General features: G+C 73.0%; 24 protein-coding genes. 10 read left to right on the top strand and 14 right to left on the bottom strand.

All coding sequences use genetic code 11. From position 1 onward, the window contains the following. Positions 1–4: 4 nt before the first annotated feature. Entirely contained in the window at positions 5–232 is a 228-nt protein-coding gene (locus ACGFI7_RS35260; protein WP_393412419.1) for a hypothetical protein, read from the bottom strand. A 44-nt stretch (positions 233–276) separates the two neighbouring features. Here ACGFI7_RS35260 and ACGFI7_RS35255 point away from each other — a divergent pair, with 44 nt between their 5' ends. From ACGFI7_RS35255 to ACGFI7_RS35230, 6 genes are all read left to right on the top strand, one after another. Next, a complete protein-coding gene (locus tag ACGFI7_RS35255; RefSeq protein WP_393412417.1) occupies positions 277–1,209 on the top strand; it encodes a sigma-70 family RNA polymerase sigma factor in 933 nt (310 codons plus the stop codon). A 60-nt stretch (positions 1,210–1,269) separates the two neighbouring features. Further along, positions 1,270–1,659, top strand: a complete 390-nt coding sequence (locus tag ACGFI7_RS35250; protein ID WP_393412415.1) for a nuclear transport factor 2 family protein — start codon at positions 1,270–1,272, stop codon at positions 1,657–1,659. Between the two features lie 119 nt (positions 1,660–1,778). Continuing rightward, positions 1,779–3,743 carry a beta-galactosidase gene (locus ACGFI7_RS35245; protein ID WP_393412413.1) on the top strand — a complete coding sequence of 655 codons (1,965 nt, stop codon included), beginning with the start codon at positions 1,779–1,781 and terminating at the stop codon, positions 3,741–3,743. A gap of 58 nt (positions 3,744–3,801) precedes the next feature. Further along, positions 3,802–4,668 carry a TolB family protein gene (locus ACGFI7_RS35240; protein ID WP_393412411.1) on the top strand — a complete coding sequence of 289 codons (867 nt, stop codon included), beginning with the start codon at positions 3,802–3,804 and terminating at the stop codon, positions 4,666–4,668. A gap of 68 nt (positions 4,669–4,736) precedes the next feature. Beyond that, positions 4,737–5,891, top strand: a complete 1,155-nt coding sequence (locus ACGFI7_RS35235; RefSeq protein WP_393412409.1) for an MFS transporter — start codon at positions 4,737–4,739, stop codon at positions 5,889–5,891. A 64-nt stretch (positions 5,892–5,955) separates the two neighbouring features. Continuing rightward, complete coding sequence (locus ACGFI7_RS35230; protein WP_393412407.1) at positions 5,956–6,138, top strand: hypothetical protein; 183 nt, start codon at positions 5,956–5,958, stop codon at positions 6,136–6,138. 16 nt (positions 6,139–6,154) lie between these two features. On the opposite strand, the gene ACGFI7_RS35225 is transcribed toward ACGFI7_RS35230, so the two are convergent. Continuing rightward, complete coding sequence (locus tag ACGFI7_RS35225) at positions 6,155–7,345, bottom strand: TerC family protein (protein WP_393412405.1); 1,191 nt, start codon at positions 7,343–7,345, stop codon at positions 6,155–6,157. A 74-nt stretch (positions 7,346–7,419) separates the two neighbouring features. Further along, a complete protein-coding gene (locus tag ACGFI7_RS35220) occupies positions 7,420–7,851 on the bottom strand; it encodes a VOC family protein (RefSeq protein WP_393412403.1) in 432 nt (143 codons plus the stop codon). A gap of 60 nt (positions 7,852–7,911) precedes the next feature. Between ACGFI7_RS35220 and ACGFI7_RS35215 the strand changes: the two genes are divergently transcribed. The 4 genes from ACGFI7_RS35215 to ACGFI7_RS35200 all read left to right on the top strand — a co-directional run bounded on the left by ACGFI7_RS35215 (position 7,912) and on the right by ACGFI7_RS35200 (position 10,249). Further along, the gene (locus tag ACGFI7_RS35215; RefSeq protein WP_393412401.1) at positions 7,912–8,718 is read left to right on the top strand and encodes an MBL fold metallo-hydrolase; all 807 of its coding nucleotides are present in this window, start codon (positions 7,912–7,914) and stop codon (positions 8,716–8,718) included. A gap of 47 nt (positions 8,719–8,765) precedes the next feature. Beyond that, complete coding sequence (locus ACGFI7_RS35210) at positions 8,766–9,368, top strand: PadR family transcriptional regulator (protein WP_393412399.1); 603 nt, start codon at positions 8,766–8,768, stop codon at positions 9,366–9,368. Positions 9,369–9,482: 114 nt separating this feature from the next. Further along, complete coding sequence (locus tag ACGFI7_RS35205; RefSeq protein ID WP_393412397.1) at positions 9,483–9,857, top strand: SgcJ/EcaC family oxidoreductase; 375 nt, start codon at positions 9,483–9,485, stop codon at positions 9,855–9,857. Next, a complete protein-coding gene (locus ACGFI7_RS35200) occupies positions 9,854–10,249 on the top strand; it encodes a hypothetical protein (protein WP_393412395.1) in 396 nt (131 codons plus the stop codon). Before ACGFI7_RS35205 ends, ACGFI7_RS35200 begins: the two co-directional genes overlap by 4 nt. Positions 10,250–10,252: 3 nt before the next feature. Here ACGFI7_RS35200 and ACGFI7_RS35195 read toward each other — a convergent pair whose 3' ends face one another. The 11 genes from ACGFI7_RS35195 to ACGFI7_RS35145 form a co-directional block, all read right to left on the bottom strand. Beyond that, positions 10,253–11,653 (bottom strand): LCP family protein, encoded by a 1,401-nt coding sequence (locus ACGFI7_RS35195; protein ID WP_393412393.1) that lies wholly within the window; start codon positions 11,651–11,653, stop codon positions 10,253–10,255. 99 nt (positions 11,654–11,752) lie between these two features. Continuing rightward, a complete protein-coding gene (locus tag ACGFI7_RS35190; RefSeq protein WP_393412391.1) occupies positions 11,753–12,013 on the bottom strand; it encodes a DUF6510 family protein in 261 nt (86 codons plus the stop codon). 1 nt (position 12,014) lies between these two features. Further along, positions 12,015–12,740 (bottom strand): ferredoxin reductase, encoded by a 726-nt coding sequence (locus tag ACGFI7_RS35185; protein WP_393412389.1) that lies wholly within the window; start codon positions 12,738–12,740, stop codon positions 12,015–12,017. After that, positions 12,741–13,340, bottom strand: coding sequence for a sulfite oxidase-like oxidoreductase (locus ACGFI7_RS35180; RefSeq protein WP_393412387.1), 600 nt, complete (start codon positions 13,338–13,340; stop codon positions 12,741–12,743). A gap of 75 nt (positions 13,341–13,415) precedes the next feature. After that, on the bottom strand, positions 13,416–13,901 hold the full coding sequence (locus tag ACGFI7_RS35175; RefSeq protein ID WP_393412385.1) for an MSMEG_6728 family protein: 486 nt from the start codon (positions 13,899–13,901) through the stop codon (positions 13,416–13,418). A 28-nt stretch (positions 13,902–13,929) separates the two neighbouring features. Next, the gene (locus ACGFI7_RS35170) at positions 13,930–14,754 is read right to left on the bottom strand and encodes an alpha/beta fold hydrolase (protein WP_393412383.1); all 825 of its coding nucleotides are present in this window, start codon (positions 14,752–14,754) and stop codon (positions 13,930–13,932) included. 60 nt (positions 14,755–14,814) lie between these two features. Next, entirely contained in the window at positions 14,815–17,598 is a 2,784-nt protein-coding gene (locus ACGFI7_RS35165; RefSeq protein WP_393412381.1) for a hypothetical protein, read from the bottom strand. Positions 17,599–17,657: 59 nt separating this feature from the next. Further along, positions 17,658–18,335, bottom strand: coding sequence for a phosphatase PAP2 family protein (locus ACGFI7_RS35160; RefSeq protein WP_393412379.1), 678 nt, complete (start codon positions 18,333–18,335; stop codon positions 17,658–17,660). Continuing rightward, on the bottom strand, positions 18,325–19,071 hold the full coding sequence (locus ACGFI7_RS35155; protein ID WP_393412377.1) for a phosphatase PAP2 family protein: 747 nt from the start codon (positions 19,069–19,071) through the stop codon (positions 18,325–18,327). The genes ACGFI7_RS35160 and ACGFI7_RS35155 overlap by 11 nt, the downstream gene beginning before the upstream one ends. A 10-nt stretch (positions 19,072–19,081) precedes the next feature. Next, positions 19,082–19,756 carry an ABC transporter ATP-binding protein gene (locus tag ACGFI7_RS35150; protein WP_393412375.1) on the bottom strand — a complete coding sequence of 225 codons (675 nt, stop codon included), beginning with the start codon at positions 19,754–19,756 and terminating at the stop codon, positions 19,082–19,084. After that, positions 19,753–19,977, bottom strand: coding sequence for a hypothetical protein (locus ACGFI7_RS35145; protein WP_393412373.1), 225 nt, complete (start codon positions 19,975–19,977; stop codon positions 19,753–19,755). The genes ACGFI7_RS35150 and ACGFI7_RS35145 overlap by 4 nt, the downstream gene beginning before the upstream one ends. Positions 19,978–20,084 lie beyond the last annotated feature (107 nt).

The raw sequence follows: 20,084 nt of genomic DNA, 5'->3' as shown, positions 1-20,084 counted from the left end.
GGGCTCACCTCGGCGTGCGGGCGAGCTGGGCGCGCAGCTCGCTGACGGCGCTGTCGCAGGCGTGGATCAGGGCCTGTCGCTGGGCCGTGAGATCCTGGCCGAACCGGTCGGCGGCCGGGCCGGTCCACACCCGCTGGCCCATCAGCGCGACGGCCCGGTCGAGGCGGGTGCGCGCGTGCGCGGTCAGCTCCTCTGCCCGGCGTAACGCGTCCTCCAGTTGTTCGCGTGTCATGCGGGCATTGGACTGCGGTACGGGCGGAAGGGGAAGCCGGTCGCATGGATGGGTATGGCGAGTTGCTGAAGGCGGCGCGCGGCGGGGACGCGGGGGCGTTCGGCAGTCTTGTCGGCCCGTTCGTGGACGAGCTGCGCGCCCACTGCTACCGGATGCTCGGCTCGGTGCACGACGCCGAGGACGCGGTGCAGGAGACGCTCGACCGGGCGTGGAGGGGCCTCGGCGGGTTCGAGGACCGGTACGGGTCGTTGCGGCCGTGGCTGTACCGGATCGCGACGAACCGGGCGTTGACCCTGGCCGAGCGGCGCGGCCGCCGGGAGCTGCCGACGGATCTGACCGCGGGGGAGTCCGAGGTGGCGTGGCTGGAGCCGTACCCGGACCGGCTGTTGGGGCCGGAGGCGCGGGCGGTGGAGCTGGAGAGCGTGGAGCTGGCGTTCGTGGCGGCGCTGCAGCACCTGCCTCCGGTGCAGCGGGCGGTCCTGCTGCTGCGGGACGTGCTCGGGTACAGCGCCGCCGAGACGGCGGGCCTGCTGGACCTGACGGTCCCGGCGGCGAACAGCGCGCTGCAGCGCGCCCGCAAGGCGGTCCCGGCGCGGCGGGAGCCGGACGGGGACGGGCACCGCGAGCTGGCCAGGCGGTACGCGGCGGCGTGGGAGGCGGGCGACGTCGAGGCGATCGTGGCGATGCTGGCCGAGGACGTGAAGTACTCGATGCCGCCGCTGCCCGAGTGGTACGCGGGCCGCGACGCCGTCCGCGGGTTCCTGATGGAGGCGGCGCTGCGGGAGCGCTGGCGGTTCGTGCCGGCGCGGGCCAACGGGCAGCTCGCGTTCGGCACGTACCGCTGGGACGAGGCACGGGCTGCTTACGTCCCCTGCGGGCTGGACGTGCTAACCGTGCGGGACGGCCGGGTGGCCGAGGTGGTGTCGTTCCTGGAGGCCGACTTCGCCGCGTTCGGATTGCCGGCCGAGCTGCGATGAGTTTCCGGTCCCTGCCGGGTTGTACGGGTGAGGAGACCATCGAGGAAAGGGCCGGAGCTCATGCGTACCGATGACAAGGAGATCAGGGAGCTCGTCGAGCGGTGGGCGCGCGCCGTGCACGCCGGCGATCTGGACGGGGTGGTCGCGGACCACGCCGAGGACATCGTCATGTTCGACGTGCCGCCGCCGTACGAGGGGGCGCGCGGCATGGACGCCTACCGGCGCACGTGGCCGGAGTTCTTCGCCTGGCAGGCGCAGGGGGCGACGTACGACATCCTCTCGCTGGAGGTGACGGCGGGGGAGGACGTCGCGTACGCGTTCGGGCTGCTGCGCTGCGGCATGCCGGACGACGACCCGAAGGTCCTGCTGCGGCTGACGCTGGGTCTGCGCAGGGAGGACGGCCGGTGGGTGGTGGCGCACGAGCACCACTCCTTCCCCATCAGTGCTTGAATCGACTCAAGAGGTGATCATGGGCTTGTGCGGGCGATGCGCCTCCTGTGAGACGAGGACTTGTCTCCTGGAAGGAAGAACGTTTTAATCCTCCTCGAACCACCACAGGAGGAGGGCCCTTGATCGGCTACGGCGGCGACTGGAATCCGGAGCAGTGGCCCGAGGAGATCTGGAGCCAGGACGTCGCCCTGATGCGCGAGGCCGGGGTCAACCAGGTCAGCGTGGGCATCTTCGCCTGGGCGCAGCTGGAGCCGGTCGAGGGCCGGTTCGAGTTCGGCTGGCTGGACCGGGTGATGGACCTGCTCGCCGGCCACGGCATCGGCGCCTTCCTGGCGACCCCGACCGCGTCGCCGCCGCCGTGGTTCGGCCACGCCTACCCCGAGGCGCTGCCGGTCGACGCCGACGGCCGCCTGCTCCACCACGGCAGCCGCCAGGGCTTCTGTCCCAGCTCGCCCGTCTACCGGGACAAGGCGCTGCGGGTGGTGGAGCGGCTCGGCGAGCGCTACGGGGGACACCCGGCGCTGCGGATGTGGCACGTCCACAACGAGTACGGCTGCCACAACGCCCGCTGCTACTGCGACGTCTCCGCCGCCGCCTTCCGTGCCTGGCTGCGCGAGCGGCACGGCACGCTGGACGCGCTGAACGACGCCTGGGGCACCGCCTTCTGGTCGCAGCGCTACAGCTCCTGGGAGCAGATCCTGCCGCCGCGCGCCACCCCGTCGTTCACCAACCCGGGGCAGCAGCTGGACTTCCGCCGGTTCAGCTCGGACGCGCTGCTCGACCTGTACCGCGCCGAGCGCGACCTGCTCGCCGGGCTGGCCCCGGACGTGCCGGCCACCACGAACCTGATGGCGGGCGCGCACTGGGACATGGACTACTGGTCCTTCGCCAAGGAGGTGGACATCGTCTCCACCGACCACTACCTGATCGGCCAGGACCCGCACGTCGACCTGGCGTTCGCCGCCGACTACGCCCGCTCGCTCGGCGAGGGCCGGCCGTGGCTGCTGATGGAGCACTCCACCAGCGCGGTCAACTGGCAGCCGGTCAACCGCGCCAAGCGGCCCGGCGAGCTGGTCCGCAACTCGGTGCAGCACCTGGCCAGGGGCGCCGACGCGATCATGTTCTTCCAGTGGCGGGCGTCCAGGGCCGGGGCGGAGAAGTGGCACTCGGCGATGCTGCCGCACGCCGGCACCGCCACGAAGGTCTGGCGCGAGGTGACCGGGCTCGGCGCGCTGCTCGGGGCCGTCGCGGAGGTGGCGGGCAGCACGGTCAAGGCCGAGGCGGCGATCCTGCTCGACCACGCGAGCGTGTGGGCACAGGACCACCCCGCCCAGCCCACCGGCGAGCTGAAGCCGGTCGAGGTGATCAAGAGCTGGTACGCCGAACTCTGGAAGCAGGGCGTCACCTGCGACGTCGTCCACCCGGAAACCGACCTGTCCGGCTACCGCCTGGTCCTGGCGCCCTCGCTCTACCTAATCAGCGACCAGGGCGCGGCCGCGCTCGAACGCTTCGTCGCCGGTGGCGGGACCGCCCTGGCCGGCCCGTACAGCGGGATCGTCGACGAGCACGACCGGGTCAGGCTCGGCGGCTACCCCGGCGCGTGGCGTGACCTGCTCGGGGTGACGGTGGAGGAGTTCTTCCCGCTGGAGCCGGGCGAGGGCGTCGCGCTGTCGGGTGGCGGCACCGGGACCGTGTGGAGCGAGGCGGCGCACGCCACCACGGCCAAGGTGCTCGACACGTACGCCACCGGCGAGCCGGCCTGGACCCGCAACGCCTGGGGCGAGGGGGCCGCCCACTACCTGACCACGCTGCTCTCGGGCGACGACCTGGCGGGCGTGCTCCGCGCGGTCTGCGAGGAGGCGGGCGTCGCCGTCCGGGGTACTCCCGGCGTCGAGCTCGTCCGGCGCGCGCACCCGGACGGCCCGGCCTACCTGTTCGCGATCAACCACACCGGCGCCGACGCCGCCGTCGAGGCCGCCGGCACCGACCTCGTCACCGGCGCGGAGGTGCCCGGCGAGCTGGCCGTCCCGGCCGGCGAGGTCCGCGTCGTCCGGCTCCGGAGCACGGATGACGAGTCGTCATGAACCTTCGGCGGGTCACGCGCATCCAACGAGAGCCATGACCTGGGCATCTGGAGGCCTCATGAAGCTCGTGACCGTGCTCGCCGCGGCGGCGCTCGTGACCACCGCCGCACCGGCCGCGCAGGCGGCGGAGCGGCCGCGGCCGGTGAGCGGGGCGGCCGTCTACGCCCACCACGACGGCGCCTACCGCATCGACCGCCACCGCCCGGGCTCCGGCTGGCGTCCGCTGGCCGTGCTGAAGGACAGCGTGCAGTTCGCGGCCTCGCCCGACGGGCGGAAGGTCGCCTACATCACCGGCACCACGCTGCGGGTGCGCGCGGGCGGGAAGGTGACGACCGTGGCGCGCGGCGTGCAGAGCGGCGTGCCGTGCCTGAGCCCCGTGTGGTCGCCCGACTCCGAGCGGATCGCGTACCTGGTCGGGTCGAAGGTGCGGGTGACCGGCGCCGACGGGGGCGGCTCCCGGGTGCTGGGGAAGACGCGGGGCCCGTGCCACCTGGCGTGGTCGCCCGACGGCCGCTACGTCGCCGGGTACGCGGGCACCACCGAGGGCGTCTACCGCCTCGACCTGAAGACGGGACGTTCGGTCAAGGTGAAGGGCGTCAAGCTGGCCAACCACGTGCAGAGCCTGTCGCCGGGCGGCCGCTACGCGGTGGTCGACACGCTGCGGGCCGACGAGCCGGGCGGCGACGGCTCGTGGCCGCGGTGGTTCACGCCGACGGTGGTCGACACCGTCACCGGACGGCGGGTGTCGCTCCCGGTGCGGGGCCGCGCGATCGGCGCCTTCTACCTCGCCGACGGCCGGCTGGTCGTGCGGATCAGCGGGAAGCCCGCCAACACCTGGGCCGTCCTCGACCGCCGAGGCCGCGTCACCCAGCGGCTGACCGAGCCGTCCGCGGCCCGGGAACGATCACTACTCCAGGTGCTCTGACCCCTGCCGGGGAATGATCCGCTTCGCTAAGATCGAGACACGTCTCCGCGCACTCTCCGGGGGGTCGCGTGTCCGTTCGGCGGGGCTCCGTCCTTCTCGCGTACGTCGGCTTCGTCCTGGTCGGGGTGAGCGCCGGGGTCTCCGGCGTGCTGCTGCCCCCGCAGATCGCCGACTACGGCGTCGACATGGCGACGATCGGCATCACGTTCTTCACCTTCTCCGCCGGTTTCCTGCTGTCCGGGTCCAGTTCCGGGGCGCTCGTGCGGCGGTTCGGGACCCGGACGGCGTTGCTGGCGGGCACGGGCACGTACGTGCTGGCGGCGGCGATCATGGGGGTGCGGCCGCCGTTCGTGGTGTTCGTGGCGGTGCAGGTGGTGGCGGGGTACGGGATGGGGCTGCTGGAGGCGGTGCTCAACTCCTACCTGGCCGGGCTGCCGTCGGCGGCCACGCTGCTCAACCGGCTGCACGCGTTCTTCGGTGTGGGCGCGCTGGCCGGGCCGCTGCTGGCGACGTGGATGCTGACGTTCGCGCCGTGGAACGGGGTGTGGCTGGTGCTGGCGGCGGCGTTCGCGCTGCTGGCGGTGGGTTTCGGGGTCACGTACCCGCGTGCGGTCGCCGCGCCGGCCGCCGGGCGGGCGCGCGACAGGATGCTCGGCGCGGCGCTGCGGTCGCCCGCGGTGGTGCTGGCGTGCGTCTTCCTCACCGTGTACGTGGGGCTGGAGACGGTCGTGGGCAACTGGGGCTTCACGTTCCTGGTGGGCGAGCACGCCCAGCCCGCCGCGGTGGCCGGGCCCATGGTGAGCGGCTACTGGCTGGGGCTGACCGCCGGGCGGTTCCTGATCAGTCCGGCCGCCGCCCGGCTCGGGCTGAGCACGCTCGCGATGGCCTACACCTGCCTGGCCGGCTGCGCGGTCGCCGTGGCGCTGGTCTGGGCGGCGCCCGTCGGCGTGGTGGCGGGCGCCGGGCTGGCGCTGCTCGGGTTCTTCCTCGGGCCGGTGTTCCCGACCGCGATGGCGGTGGTGCCCAACCTGACCGAGGCCCGGCTCGTGCCCACCGCCATCGGGGTCATGAACGGCGTGTCGGTCATCGGCGGCGCGGTGTTCCCGTGGGCGGCCGGGGCGGTCGCCGAGGGCGTCGGCGTGTGGACGCTGATGCCCTTCTCGCTCGCGCTGGCCGTGGTCCAGCTGGTGCTCTGGCGTCTGATCGCGGTCCGCACGCGCTGATCCGGGGCGGGAATCGGCGCGCCTCGTCCGGGCAGGGGCACCGTACGCGACCGCAGGAGGTTCCATGTCAGAGCCCGACGAGCGCCCGCTGGCCGACCGGCGGGAGCATCCCGAGGAGTACGTCGAAGGCGACATCGCCGACGAGTTCACCCCGTCGCCCACCGATCCGGCGTCCCTGCCGGAGGAGGAGGGACAGGACGAGGTGTACGGGCAGGACGAGGGCTTCGAGAAGCAGACCGAGACCTGAGCGGGGCTCCCGCCGGTCAGACCGGCCGGCGGGCCTCCTCGGACCCGAACCTCTCGTGGGCCCGGCGGAACATGTCCATCAGGTTGTCGTCCTCGCGGATCTTCGCCCGATACTTCTCCGGCAGCCTGGCCAGCTGCCGCTCCTCCGCCCGCAGCCGTTCGTACAGGTAGGCGCACTCCTCCGGCTCGCACTCCTGGTCCAGGAGCCTGGTCGCGTAGCGGCGGGCCGTGGAGGAGAGGTTCTGGGCCCGGCCCTTGGTGCTGGCCAGCGAGGCGATGACGGTGATCGCCAGCACGGCGACGATCACGGCCAGCGACAGGCCGGTGGAGACCTCGACCACGGGGACGGGCTCGCCGTCGTTGATGAACGGCACGTTGTTCTCGTGCAGGGCGTGCAGGACCAGCTTCACGCCGATGAAGCCGAGGATCACGGCCAGCCCGTACGAGAGGTAGATGAGCCGGTCGAGCAGGCCGTCGATGAGGAAGTAGAGCTGCCGCAGGCCCAGCAGCGAGAACGCGGTGGCCGTGAAGACCAGGTAGACGTGCTGGGTGAGGCCGAAGATGGCCGGGATGGAGTCGAGCGCGAAGAGCAGGTCGGTGCCGCCGATGGCCACCATGACGAGCAGCATCGGCGTGAGCACGCGCTTGCCGTCGACGACCGTGGTGAGCTTGTCGCCGTCGTAGTGCTCGGAGGTCGACAGGTAGCGGCGGGCCAGCCGGACCACGATGTTGTCGCCCTTGTGGCTCTGCGCGCTCTCCTCCTTGAGCAGGTGCCCGGCGGTGAGGAGGAGGATCAGGCCGAAGAGGTAGAACACCCAGGCGAACATGTTGATCAGCGTCGCGCCCAGCAGGATGAACCCGCTCCTGGCCACCAGCGCGAACGTGATGCCCACCAGCAGCACCTTCTGCTGGTCGGCCCGGGGCACCCGGAAGCTCGCGATGATCACCAGGAACACGAAGAGGTTGTCGACCGAGAGCGCCTTCTCGGTGACGTAGCCGGCGAAGTACTCGGTGCCCATGTCGGAGCCGCCGAAGATCCACACCCCGAGCCCGAACACGACGGCGATGCCCACGTAGAGGGCCGACCAGACCGACGCCTCCTTGAGCGTGGGGATGTGCGCCTGGCGTACGTGGAAGAAGAAGTCGAAGAGCAGAAGGCCGGCGATCCCGAGGATCGTCAGCCACCACACCAGCGCCGGCACATCCACGCGCGCCCTCCAGGTCTCGGGACAGTGATCTGTTACCCCGGGCCGGAGGGCTCACGCGCGCCGGGCGGGTGAGGTCAGGCGATGCAGAGTTCGTTGCCCTCGGGGTCGATGATCGTCACCCATCGGGTGGGGCCCTGCCGCCCCTCGTGGAGCACCGTGGCGCCCTTGCCGACCAGCCGTTCCACCTCGGCGTCGATGCTCTCGACCCCGGCCAGGACGTCCAGGTGCACCCGGTTCTTGACCGTCTTCGACTCCGGCACGAGCTGGAACAGCACGCGCGGGGCGCGCTCCAGCCCGCCCGGGTGGCGGATCGCCGCGCCTTCCTTCCACACCAGCGCGCCCTTGTGGAACGCGGTGTCGGCCTCGGTGGCGTGGCCCCGCTCGATGAGGTTGCGGATGAACGCCTCGTCCTGCTGCTCGACCTTCCAGCCCAGAGCGTCGGCCCACCAGTCGGCCAGATTGTGCGGATCCTGTGAGTCGATGACCACCTGGATGTCGTACGCCATGGGCTGATCCTAATAAGGTCTGTTCATCATGACTTCGCTACGGCGCTCCGGGATCGCACGATGAACGAGCCATGGCAGGAAATCGGCGACCGGGTCTACGTCCGTCGCCACGCGTCCTATGACATGAACGTGGGCCTGGTGGTCGGCGACGACCACTGCCTGATCCTCGACACGCGCATGTCGCACCGTGAGGCGGCCGACCTGGTCGAGGCCGTCCGGCGGGTCACGGCCACCCCGTGGACGGTCGTCAACACGCACGCGCACTTCGACCACTACTTCGGCAACGCGATGTTCCGCCCTGCGGAGATCTGGGGGCACGTCCGGTGCGCCGAGGAGATCGAGCTGCGCGGGGCCGCCCACCGGGCCGCGGTGGTGGCGGCGCTCGACGAGGACCGCCGGGCGGAGGTGGAGGAGGTGGAGATCGTGCCTCCGGACCACGTGTTCACCTCGGCCGCCACGCTCGACATCGGCGGCCGGATCGTCCACCTGCGCCACTTCGGGCTGGGCCACACCTCCAACGACGTGGTGGCGCACGTGCCCGACGCGGGCGTGGTCTTCGCGGGCGACCTGGTGGAGGAGGGGGCGCCGCCGGCGTTCGGCGACGCGTACCCGCTCGACTGGCCCGCCACCACGGCCCGGATGCTGAACGACATGCGCGAGCAGGTGTACGTGCCGGGTCACGGCGCGGTCGTCGGCCGCGACTTCGTGATCGGGCAGCACGAGGAGCTGTCGGTGGTGGCCGAGCTGGCCAGGCGCGCGCACGTGGAAGGGCTGCGCGACCTCGTCCACAAGTTCCCCTATGACGAGGACGTCACCCGTACCGCCATCGAGCGGGCGTTCGCGCAGCTCGACGGAGAGCTTTCCTGAGAGGTAGCATCTCGCTATAGTGCATATTGCACTATTCACGGGGAGGCATGATGGCGCGACGCCACGACCTGGTGGGGCTCACGGTCCTCGCCATGCTCTCGGTGCGCCCCAGCCACCCCTACGAGCTGCACCGCTTCATCGTCGACACGCACAAGGACTACGTGACCGGCCTGCCGCGGAGCCTCTACCACGCGGTCGACCGGCTGACCAAGGAAGAGCTGATCATCCCGGCGGAGACCGGGCGCGAGGGCCGCAGGCCGGAGCGGACGGTCTACGAGATCACCGACGAGGGCAGGCAGGAGCTGGCCGTCCGGCTGCGCAGGCTGCTGGAGCAGCCCGAGTCCGACCGGCGCACGCTCGTGGCCGCCGTCTCCATGATCGGGGCGCTGCCCCCGGACGCCGCGCTCAAGGCCCTGCGCACCCGCACGGCCGCGTTGCAGGGCTCCATCGGCGGCATCGACGCGCACCTCGCCACCCTGGCCGAGAACGGGCTGCCGGCGATGCTCATGCTGGAGCTCGAATGCGAGCGGGCGCTCGACGTCGCCGAGCTCGACTGGGTGCGCGCCGTCATCGGCCGCATCGAGCGCGGCGAGCTCGACTGGTCGGGCACGGTCAAACAGTCGTTGCTGGAGCAGCTGCTCGACGAATGAGAAAACGGCCGCCGGAGTGCGCCAACACCCCGGCGGCCGACATCCGAACACGGCGCCTGCCCTGTCCAGACTTCGCAGATCCAGGATAGGCGCCGCCGACCACGGGAGTGTGCCATGTCCGCAGAGATCCGTCAGCTCGTCGACCGTGTCCAGGAAACCTGGAACGCCGGCGACGCCGCCGCCTACGCGGCGCTGTTCACCGAGGACGCCGACTACATCACCTACTTCGGGCTCAACATGAAGGGCCGTCAGGCCATCGAGGACGGCCACCGTCAGCTGTTCACCATGCCGATCAAGCTGGAGAGCCGGGGCGAGCCCGTCATCAGGATGCTCGGCGACGGGGTCGCGCTGGTGATCGCCACTGGCGGCTCCACCGTCGACGGCGAGCGGGTCGACGGCCGCGACTCCGTCCTCACCTACACCGCCGTCCGGACCCCGGAGGGGTGGCGGTTCGCCTCCTTCCAGAACACCCGGGTGGGCCGGCCGTGAAGAAGCTCGTCACCGAGGTGTCCGGCGTCGTCGAGGCGCCCGCCGCGCAGGTGCGCGCGGCCCTGGCCCGGGCGCTGCTGCCCGGCGGCAGGGACGTGCTCGGGAAGTTCACCGTCGAGGACATCCCGGGCCACACGTCCGCCGTCGAGGTCACCGAGGCGGTGATCGCCTTCCAGGGCGGCTGGTGGTACCGCGGCGAGTGGTCGCTCGCCCCGCACCCCGCCGGGACGCTGCTGGTGCACCGCGTCTACAACGTCGCCCGGCGGGCGCGCTGGGGCGTGGGGCTCGCCAACCGGTTCTTCGCCGGCTTCGCCGACGACACCCGCCGATCGTTCACCGAGACCCTCACCCGGCTCGGCGCGGATCTGGGGGTCGGCACCCGGGTGACCTGACCGTCAGGTTGCGGCGCAGCTGTCGTGGGTGGCGTCGATGCCCTTGAGCGCCTCGTCGTCGCCCCGGCCGAGAGGCTTGAGACCGCGCCAGTCGTCGCCCACGACCAGCACCAGCCGGGCCGTGCGGGCCCTCGGCACCGACCGCGGCGCGGCCGCGCGCACGTCGCGGGAGAGCGTCGGCACGCTCGCCGCGCCGCTCGGGCCGTACATGACCAGGGTCTTGCGGTACGGCTTGCGCCGCGTGTCGCCGACCCCGGCGATGTGGTAGCCGCGCTGCTCCAGGGCCGCCGCGACCTCGGTGCCGAGGCCGCGGCGGTCGGTGCCGTTGCGCAGCTCCAGCGCCACCTTGGAGCGGGGCACCTGGGTGCGCCCGCCGCGCACGCCGCCGATCGGCTCGTCCCTGGCGACGGTGCGGAAGAGCCGGTCGGCCTCGGGTTGCACCCACTCGACACGACCCGGCTGGGTCGCCGAGTAGCGCCACGGGGTGGTGATGAAGCGGATCCGCCCGGCGTTGATGCCCTGGAGGCTCTCGGCCAGGTCCTTCATGACGCCGACGGTGAAATCGGGGTCGGTGGTGACGGCCCGCGTGCCGGCGTCGAGGAAGCCGATCAGCCGGGCCGGGTCGGTGAGCGTGTCGCCGCTCATCACCTTCTTCACCATGGAGGCGACGAACATCTGCTGCCGCTGGATCCGCCCGATGTCGGAGCCGTCGCCGAAGGAGTAGCGGGCGCGGACGTAGCCGAGCGCCTGCTCGCCGTCGAGCGTCCGGCGGCCGGCGGGCAGGTGGAGCTTGGCCTTGCTGTCGTCGACCCGGCGCGACAGGCACACCTCGACCCCGCCGATCGCGTCGACCATGCTCTTGAACCCGGAGAAGTCGACCTTGACGAAGTGGTCGACGCGGATGCCGGTGAGCGACTCGACGGTCTTCCAGATGCAGGCGATGCCGCCGTTGTTGAACGATTCGTTGATCATGCCGGTGTGCGGATGCTGGCCGGGGTGGCCCTCGCGGGGGCGGCAGGCGGGCAGGCGGACGACGGAGTCGCGCGGGAAGCTGATCACGACGGCGCCGTCGCGGCGGGACGACAGGTGGGCCAGCATGATCGTGTCGGTGCGCTCGCCGATGATGTGGTGGCCGTAGCGGGCGTTCTTGCCGTCGCGCTGGTCGGAGCCGACGATCAGCACGTTCATGGCGGTCGCGGCGACCTTGGGCGGGCGGGCGGTGCCCAGCTCGCTCGCCACGTCGATGTGGCGGACGTTGCCGGTGAGCTTGAGCACGACGCCCACTCCTGCGGCCGTCACCAGCAGCGCGGTCGCCCCGGCGCCGACGGCCAGCAGCCGCGGCCACCGGCGCCGTCGCGGCGGGTCGCTGGCTTTCGGGGGCGTGTCGATGAGCCCGCTGGTCACGAGACTCCCCAGGGAGACGGGGCCGCGGGCGGCAGCCCTAGGCGCGTGGTGGGTCCGGCCGGTCGATAGTACTGAACCGGGCCGGGCCAGGGGTCCGTATCAGTCGACTACCGGTATACGGAGCGTGACCGTACCGCGCAGATCGAGCCAGGCGGCCCCGGGGCCGCGGACGAGGCGGAGCATCACCTCGTCGCAGCCGGGGCAGCGGGCGACCAGGCCCGGGCCCGGTCCGTACACCTTCAGCGAGGCGACCGGGCCGGTCATCCCGCAGCTCGCGCACCGGCCGGTGGCCGCGGTGACGTCCACGGCGAAGAGCTCGCCGAGCGGTCCCGCCAGCGCGTTCCCGTCGAGGTGGGTCATGTCAGCCTCCGCTGGGTCCGAAGCGTTCCGTCCTGATCCGGTGCGGCGCGTGCCCGAGTGCGAGCAGCAGGTCCGCCGCGGCCTCGACGAACCCCGTCGGGCCGCACACGTACACCTCAGGCTCGAAGTCGGGCGGCCAGCCGCCCACGGCCAGGTCGTCGAGGACGATCCGGCCGGCCTTGCGCGGCCAGTTCTCCGGCGCGCTCCTGGTGTAGAGGTACGTGACGTCCAGGCCGGGGTCGGGGCGGCGCAGCTCGTCGGCGTAGTAGCGGCGGCCGGGGTCGCGCAGCGAGTACAACAACCGGAACGGCGTCCGGCCCGCGGTCCGCCGGCGTTCCCGCACCATGGCCATCAGCGGCACGATCCCCGACCCGCCGGCCACCAGCAGCACCGGCGCGGGGTTCTCCGGCCGCCACACGAACCAGCCGCCCACCGGCCCGCGGAGCTCCACCCGGTCACCGGGTTCGATCACCTCGACCAGGTACGGGGAGACCTCGCCGTCCGGCACCTCCTCCACGGTCAGCTCGACCCGGTCGCCGTCGACGGGGGCGGCGATGGAGTAGCTGCGCTGGGCGCGGTAGCCGTCCTCGGCGGTCAGCCGCACGTCGACGTGCTGACCGGCCAGGTGGCCCGGCCAGCCGGGCACGTCGAACACCAGCGTGCGGGCCGTGGGAGTCTCCGGCCGGATCTCGGCCAGGGTGGCCGCCAGCCAGGTGAGGCGCCGCATCTAGTCGCCCTGGTAGCGCTGCTCGCGCCACGGGTCGCCGTAGTCGTGGTAGCCCGCGGTCTCCCAAAAGCCCGGCCAGTCCTCGTTCAGCAGCCGGATGCCGCGCACCCACTTGGCCGACTTCCAGAAGTACAGGTGCGGCACCAGCAGCCGGGCCGGCCCGCCGTGCCGGGGCTCCAGTTCCTCGCCGTCGTAGCGGTGGACGATCCACGCCTTGCCGTCGAGCAGGTCCTCCACCGGCAGGTTGGTGGTGTAGCCGCCGTAGGAGTGGACCAGGGCGTACTCGGCGGCGCTCTCCACGTCCTCGAACAGCACGTCGAGCGAGACGCCTTCCCAGGTCGTGTCGAGCTTGCTCCACTTGGTGACGCAGTGGATGTCGACCGTCGGCGTCTCGGTGGGCAGCGCCATCAGTTCGTCCCAGGTCCACCGGTGGACCCGCTCGTCCTCGGTGTCGATGGTGAACTCCCACCGGTCGAGCGGGACGCGCGGGGTCGGCCCGGCCGAGAGCACCGGGAAGCCGCGTTCCAGATACTGTCCCGGCGGCAACCGGTCACCGCCCTCGCTCCTGCGGCCCCTGAAGCCGCGCGAGATGATGCTCATGGGGCCACGATCGCACCGCCGAGCCCTGGTGAACAGCCGGTTTCCGATCATTTAACCCGTTTTGGAAGGCACGATTCAGCTGTCCGGCATGCAGGCGGGCGGACGGCCCGAGGGCGGCCACACGTACTCCAGGTCGTCCGGCTCCGCGCCGAAGATCGGCCGGTAGAACGCCGGGTCCTTGCGCAGCAGCGCGGAGCGGTGGCTGCGGTGCAGGGCGGGGTCGCCGAGCCACGGCGGCAGCTCGCCCGCCTCGGCCAGCTCCTCCTGGGTCCGGGCGCCCGGGCTGCCGCAGTGCTCGGCCAGCTCCTGCGTCATGGTGGCGGCGCAGGTGTCGGCCCGGCCCGTCGAACACCACTGGCGGCAGATCTCCAGGCCGTAGCGGACCAGCCCTTCCTCGTACCCGGCCCACATCTTCACCGCCGGGTGGTGCCGCCAGCCGTAGCCGGGCACGGTCAGCGCCCGCAGCACCTGCAGGGTCTCCACCCGCTGCTTGCCCAGCCGGAGCGAATCCAGGACCGCCGCGGTGCGGGCGAAGTCCGGGTAGGGCAGGAACGTCTGCATACCGGGTCTCCTGCCCCGGCCAGGGCGTTCACACGTGCGCCTGCAGCCAGGGGCGGAGCACGGGCAGCACGCTTGCCGGCTGCATGGCCTGCGCGTGGTCGAGCCCGTCGAGCACCCGCACGGTCCAGCCGAGCGCCTCCAGCTCGGCCCGGCGGCGGACGATCGGCCCGGCGACGTCGACGCGGGTGCCGCCCCAGCGCGCGTCGTACGCGATGACGTCGGCCGAGCCGGCGAAGCACAGCCGCGGGCAGGTGACCCGGCCCTGCGCCGCCAGGTCGTCGAAGCCCCGGAGCGCCTCGTACAGGGTGACGAACTGCCTGGCCTGGTCGTCGGACAGGTCGACCTCCACGGTGGACCAGTCGCCCGGGGTGGCTTCCTTGCCGGTGGCGGTGCCCACCAGCTCGACGGTCGCCCTGGTCACGGCCAGCATCTCCGCGTAGGGGCCGTCGACGGGCGGGTAGCCGCCCATGACGAGCCCGTCGAGCCGGTCGGTGCGCAGCGCGAGCTGCAGGCCGCTCAGGGCCAGCCACGAGTAGCCGTAGTAGGCGAACCGGTCGGCGCCCACGGCGTCGGCCACGGCCAGCAGGTCGGCGGCGATGTTGTCCGGGGTGAGGGTCGCCGGCTTGGGGTGCGCGAGCACGTGCCCCTCGTAGTCGAACGCGGCGACCCGGACCAGGTCGCCCAGCCCTTCCATGAGCGAGCGGCCCAGCGCGGGGTCGGCGCCCCAGGCGCGCATCGCCTCGGCCTGCGCCCCTTCGGCGGGGACGGGGTTGACGGGCAGCAGCAGGGTGGGACCGGTGCCGTGCGCCTCGATCGCGATCGTGGCGCCGTCGTGCAGCGTGGCCTTGGGCATGGCATCTCCATACGCTGTAAAGAGTTCTTGGCAAGAGAATAGCTTATGACGTAAGGAGATCTAGCGTGAACGGGCGGCGCGCTGCCACAGAACCGGCCAGCCGCCCTGGTCCAGCCACGCGGCGGGGATCCGCAGACCGTCACGCGCCACCAGCTCCGGGTACGCGCCGAGGTCGGCGCCCAGCTCCCCGGCGCCGGACAGGGCACGCTGCCAGGGGCCGGACGGGTCGTCCAGGGCGGACGCCGGGTAGCCGGGGACCGCCGGGTCGCCGGGCCGGGTGATCGCCACGCCCGGCACGCCCCACGACGTCGCGGCCACCACCAGGGCGCACAGGACGGAGGTGTCCGACCGGCGGGCGATCTGACGGGCGAGCACCGGATCACCCGTACGGGCCAGCCGGCCGACGGCGGCCCTGACCCGGCGGGCCACCAGCTCCATCGAGCGCGCGGCGGCGACCGCCTCGTGGCGGGCCGGCGCGCGCAGCGACCCGGGCAGCGGCTGGTCGGCCAGCAGCAGGCCGAGCCGGTCGTACCGGGCGGTCAGCTGCGGGTCCAGCCCGGCCAGGGCGGCGGCGAGCGGCCGCACGCCGGTGGCCCGCCACAGCACGGCCGGCCCCGTCAGGGGCAGCGCGGCGAGACACGCCGCCGCCATCCGCTCGGCGCTCATCCGCCGCAGCGCCGTCAGCACACCCGCACCCTCGCCGGGGTCGAGGGCGGCGAGGTCGTGCAGGGCCGGCCGCACGTCGGGCGCCGCCAGGATGGCGAGGTCGCGCAAGGCCCGCCGAACCTCCGGTGCCGCCAGGGCGGTGGCGGCCAGCTCGGACAGCGGCCCGGAGACGTCGGGCGCGAGCCGGCTGCGGCGACGGCGCTGGACGGGGCGGTCGGCCGGGACGAGCTCGGCGACGGAATCGGGCGGCGGCGTCTCGGGCGGCAGGGTCGCGGCCCACCGGAGCACCCGCTCGCGCACCTCCTCGTCCACAACCTCGTTGAACCGGGCGAGCAGGTCCACCACCTGCCACCCCTGGTGCCGGCGGCGCAGCTCCAGGTTGGCCTGGATGCGCCCGTCCTCGTCACGCAGCGCCGCGAGCACGCACCTGCCCAGCATCGCGTCCTGCAGGTAGCGGTCGCCGCCGATGCAGTTGCCCATGTAGGAGGCCCACTGCGCGAGCATGCGCGGGTTCCTGGCGCACTCCACGCGCAGCCGGGTGCCGGGGACGAACCCGCCGTCGGCGGCGGCCACCGGCTCGGGCAGCGGGAACCGCTCGACGGTCGCCTGGGCCGCCTCCATGCTCCTGACCAGCCCGGCGGCCAGCTCGTCCCAGGTACGGCCCTGCCGGGGCGGCCGCCCGCCGAGCGAGACGAGCTGGGCGGCGCCGGCCAGCGCGACGGGCGCCGAGTCCAGCCGGGGGACGACCGTGTCGGGCTCGGGCGGCTCCACGATCGCGTACGGCAGCGGCGGGGCCGCGTGGACCTCGGCGGATCCGTACCCGTTGAGCCGCGCCACGGCGTCCGCGAGGTCGGCGAGCCAGAGCAGGTCGGCGACCTCCTCGACCTCCTCCGGCGGCCTGCCCGGGTCGGCGGCGAGCCGGTCGGCGAGCGGCGGGCGCTCTTCCCCGAGCGGCGGCTGTGTCCAGGAGGCGGGCGGGTGCGCCTCGGAGTAGCCGACGGCGGCCCGCCACCGGCGGAACCCGGTGACGAACCCGTCGTCCGCCTCAGGCACCGGGTCTTCCAGCAGGTCGTGCAGCCGGTCCAGCAGCATGACCCCGTAGTCGCGGGCCCTGGAGACCCGCTGCCTGACGTAGTCCTCGGGGAAGTCGCGCCGGCGCGTCAGGTCCCTGACGTAGCAGCCGGGCCGGGCTGGCAGCCCGACGAGGCCGGGGACGCGCCGCGCCGCCTCCCCTGCCTCGTGCGCGTCCATGAGCTGCGCCGCTGCGGCCAGCTCGCCGGCGGCGCGCGCCAGCCCATCCCGGACGCCGTGGTCGGACACGGCGATCGCGGTACGGGCGAGCACGGTGGCGGCCAGGGCGTCGGCCACGGCGCGCAGCATGATCCGGGAGCGCTGTCCGGTGTCCGGGACCCAGCGGGCCGCCTCGGCGAGCGTCGGCTCGTGGCCCAGGTCCTGCGTGACCAGGCTGATCAGGAAGTCGTCGTCGTGCCGGCGGTGGCGCTCGGTCAGCTCCTCCACCTTCACCACCCGCGCCTGCGACCCGCGCAGCCGCTCGGCCCGCCGGGCGCGCTCCTGGTGGCCGGCCACCCGCCGCCACAGGTCGAGCAGCAGGTCGAGCCTTCGCTTGCGCGAGTACGGCCCGAGCACCCGGTCCAGGTGCCCGGCCACGACGGACGGCGGCACGTCACCGGCGGTGTCCACACCGTCCAGGTTCAGCACGCTCTCCACCTGCTCGGGCGTCAGCAGGGCGCTGGCGGCCGAGGCCAGATCCACGGCCGCCCAGCGTTCCTCGGCGATGGCCCGCACCGCCGCCGCGCCCACCGGCTTGGTCGCGTCCGGCCCGAACAGCGCCACCAGGACGCCAGCCCGGCCGCCGACGCGCGTCACCCCGTCGGGGCCCAGGATCCGCAGCGCCGCCAGCACCGCGTCGCGCCGGTCGCCGCGCACCCCGTCCAGCCGGGCCGAGACGAACCCGCGGCCCAGGTCCACGCCCGCGCCCGCCACGGCCACCCCGCCCGCCGCGACCAGACGGGCCAGCTCGGCGGCGGCGGGCCGGGGGTCGCCGCCCGCCGGGCCCACGACGACGGCGGACCCGGGGGCCAGGCCGTCGGCGGGGCCGCCGCGGACGTCCCGGACCTGCTGGTCGCGCCCTGTCATGACCCCGTATGCCAGCCGCACCTGCCTCATGATTCGGGCACGGCACTCGCCCGGCAACCGGAATCACCGGAAATCTGGACTTACTGCACGGTGGCGGGCTCGGTGCGCACCTTTTCCTCCGCGGTCTCCGGCCTGTAGAGGATCGCCCGGGCCGCCACCAGCACGCACACGGTGCCCAGCAGCAGACCCCACCCGACGTCGGTGACGAAGTGCATCCCCCGGTAGAGCCGCGAGGCCGCGACCGCGAGCGCCGCCGCCACGGCCGCCACCCATACCGCCGCCCGCGGCAACGGATGCCTGAACCGGGTGCTCAGCACCAGGGCCAGCCCGCAGTAGAACGCCACCGCGGCGCTGGTGTGCCCGGACGGGAAGCTGGACGTGGGCGGGGCCGGGTCCAGGTGCGGCACGTCCGGCCGGGTCCTGGCGATGACCACGGTCGTCGCCAGGAAGATCAGCGACTGGCTCCACACGGCCGCGATCAGGAAGACGGACTCGCGCCACCGCCCGTAGGCCAGCCGGAAGGCGATCGCCGTGACCGCGGTGAGCGCCACGATGTACGGGGTGTCGGACAGGCTGCTGCCGAAGTCGGTGAGTGTGTTCCACAGGCCGGTGCGCCCGGCGGCCAGCTCCCTGCTGACGGCCTCTTCACCGGTGCGCACGGAGAGCACCAGCTGCCCCGCGCCGAACGTCACTCCCGCCATCAGCACCAGCGGCAACACCAGCGATAACCCGTAATAGCGAAAGTCGTCAACGGTCACGTCCCGCCCTCACCGCCTCCGGTTCGACACCTTCCAATGGCGGCGAGGCGCGCCTGCGCCCTTGCTGCCGCCGCCAGCTCTCGAACGCGGCCACCGTCGCCGCCAGCACGGCCACGCCGAGCATCACCCCGCCGAGCACGTCGCTCACCCAGTGCACGCCCAGCGCCACCCGGGTGTACGCGACGCTCACGATCATGAAGATCGCCCCCGCCCACGCGGCGACCCGCCCCCAGACGGGCAGATGGGGCAGGGCGAGCAGCAGCACGATCCCGGCCCCGAGCGTCACGTGCAGCGCGTGGCCCGACGGGAACGACTCCCCGGGCGCGAGGGCCACCGGATCGGGCAGGCTGGGCCGGGCCCGGTCCACGACGATCTTCAGGAGCCAGCCGAGCACGCCGCCGACGATGATCGTGGTGGCCGCCCACAGCGCCGCCCCCTCGCGCCGGCTGCGCCACAGCCAGAACGCCAGCACCAGCACGACCGCCCGCCACGGCCACGGCCCGAACACGTCCGTCCACACGATCAGCAGGTCCGTCATGACGGGGTTGGCCAGCGCGTACGCGTGCAGTTCGTGCGCCACCCGGCTGTCCAGCCGGTTGAGCGGCAGCTTGGCCACCACGAGCAGCAGCATGAAGGGGATCGTGACGACCACCACCGTGATCGACGCGATCGTCAGTCTGACAGGCAGCCCGCGCTCTTTCTCGAGGCGGGCCGCCACCCATCGCCGCAGCCGCATGCGCCCGTGGCTACCCCCATCCGAGACGCTCATGCGCGGTCAGGGGACCGGCGACCTTGCCGCCGGCGATCAGGAGGGTGTCGTGCGCCCGGGTGCTCGCGGCGCGGTCGCGGGTGACCGTCACCACCGTCTGTCCCAGGTCCTCGACCAGCTCCGCGAGCAGGTCGAGGACCGCCGCGGAGCCGCCGGCGGGCTCGTCCGCGAACACGACCGCGGGCCGGGCGGCGAACGCCCGGATGACGGCGGCCCGCCGCTGCCGCTCCGCGGACAGTTCGGCGGGCCGGTGATGGAGCCGGCCGGTCAGTCCCGCCCGGCCGACCAGTTCGCGCAGCCAGGCCCGGTCCGGCCGGACCATGGCCAGGCGGAGCGGCAGGATGAGGTTCTGCTCGACGGTGAGCGACGGCAGCAGGTTGTGCGACGGGAAGACGAAGCCGACGTGCGCCCGCCGCCACCCGTCGCGCTCGCTCTCGCCGAGCGCGGTGACGTCCACGCCGGCGACGGTCACGGTGCCGGAGGTGGGCAGGTCGAGGCCGGAGGCGCAGTGCAGCAGCGTGCTCTTGCCCGACCCTGGGGGTCCCTGCACGGTGAGGAGCCGCCCGGCAGGGACGGAGATCGACACGTCGTCGAGCACCACCGCCCCGGCGTGGATCTTGGTGACGTGCTCCAGCGTCACGGCACCGGTCACGCGCGGTGCCGGGCCCCGTGGTCCATGACCAGCCCGGCGACGCAGGCCAGCACGATCAGGCCGGTGACGACGCCGACGATCAGGCCCCACCCGCCAATGGTGTTGGCGACGATGTTGGCCGCGGCGCAGACGATCAGCGCGGTCCACAGGGCCATGCGCGGCGCGCTGGACTTCTCGGAGTCGGAAGAACGGTCGGTCGCGATGCTGTACGGATCAGTCATGGCAGAAACGTTAAGAACGGTGCAGATCCAGAAAAATCCCACTTACTACCCTCTGGTAGGTACAGCAGGCTGGAATGACGGGCCGGTCGAACCATCCGTAGATTGAC

The organism is Nonomuraea sp. NPDC048826 (assembly GCF_043198225.1).
Lineage (GTDB): Bacteria > Actinomycetota > Actinomycetes > Streptosporangiales > Streptosporangiaceae > Nonomuraea.
The sequence above is the reverse complement of the archived record's forward strand: the minus strand, read 5'-3'. Positions and strand labels throughout refer to the sequence as shown.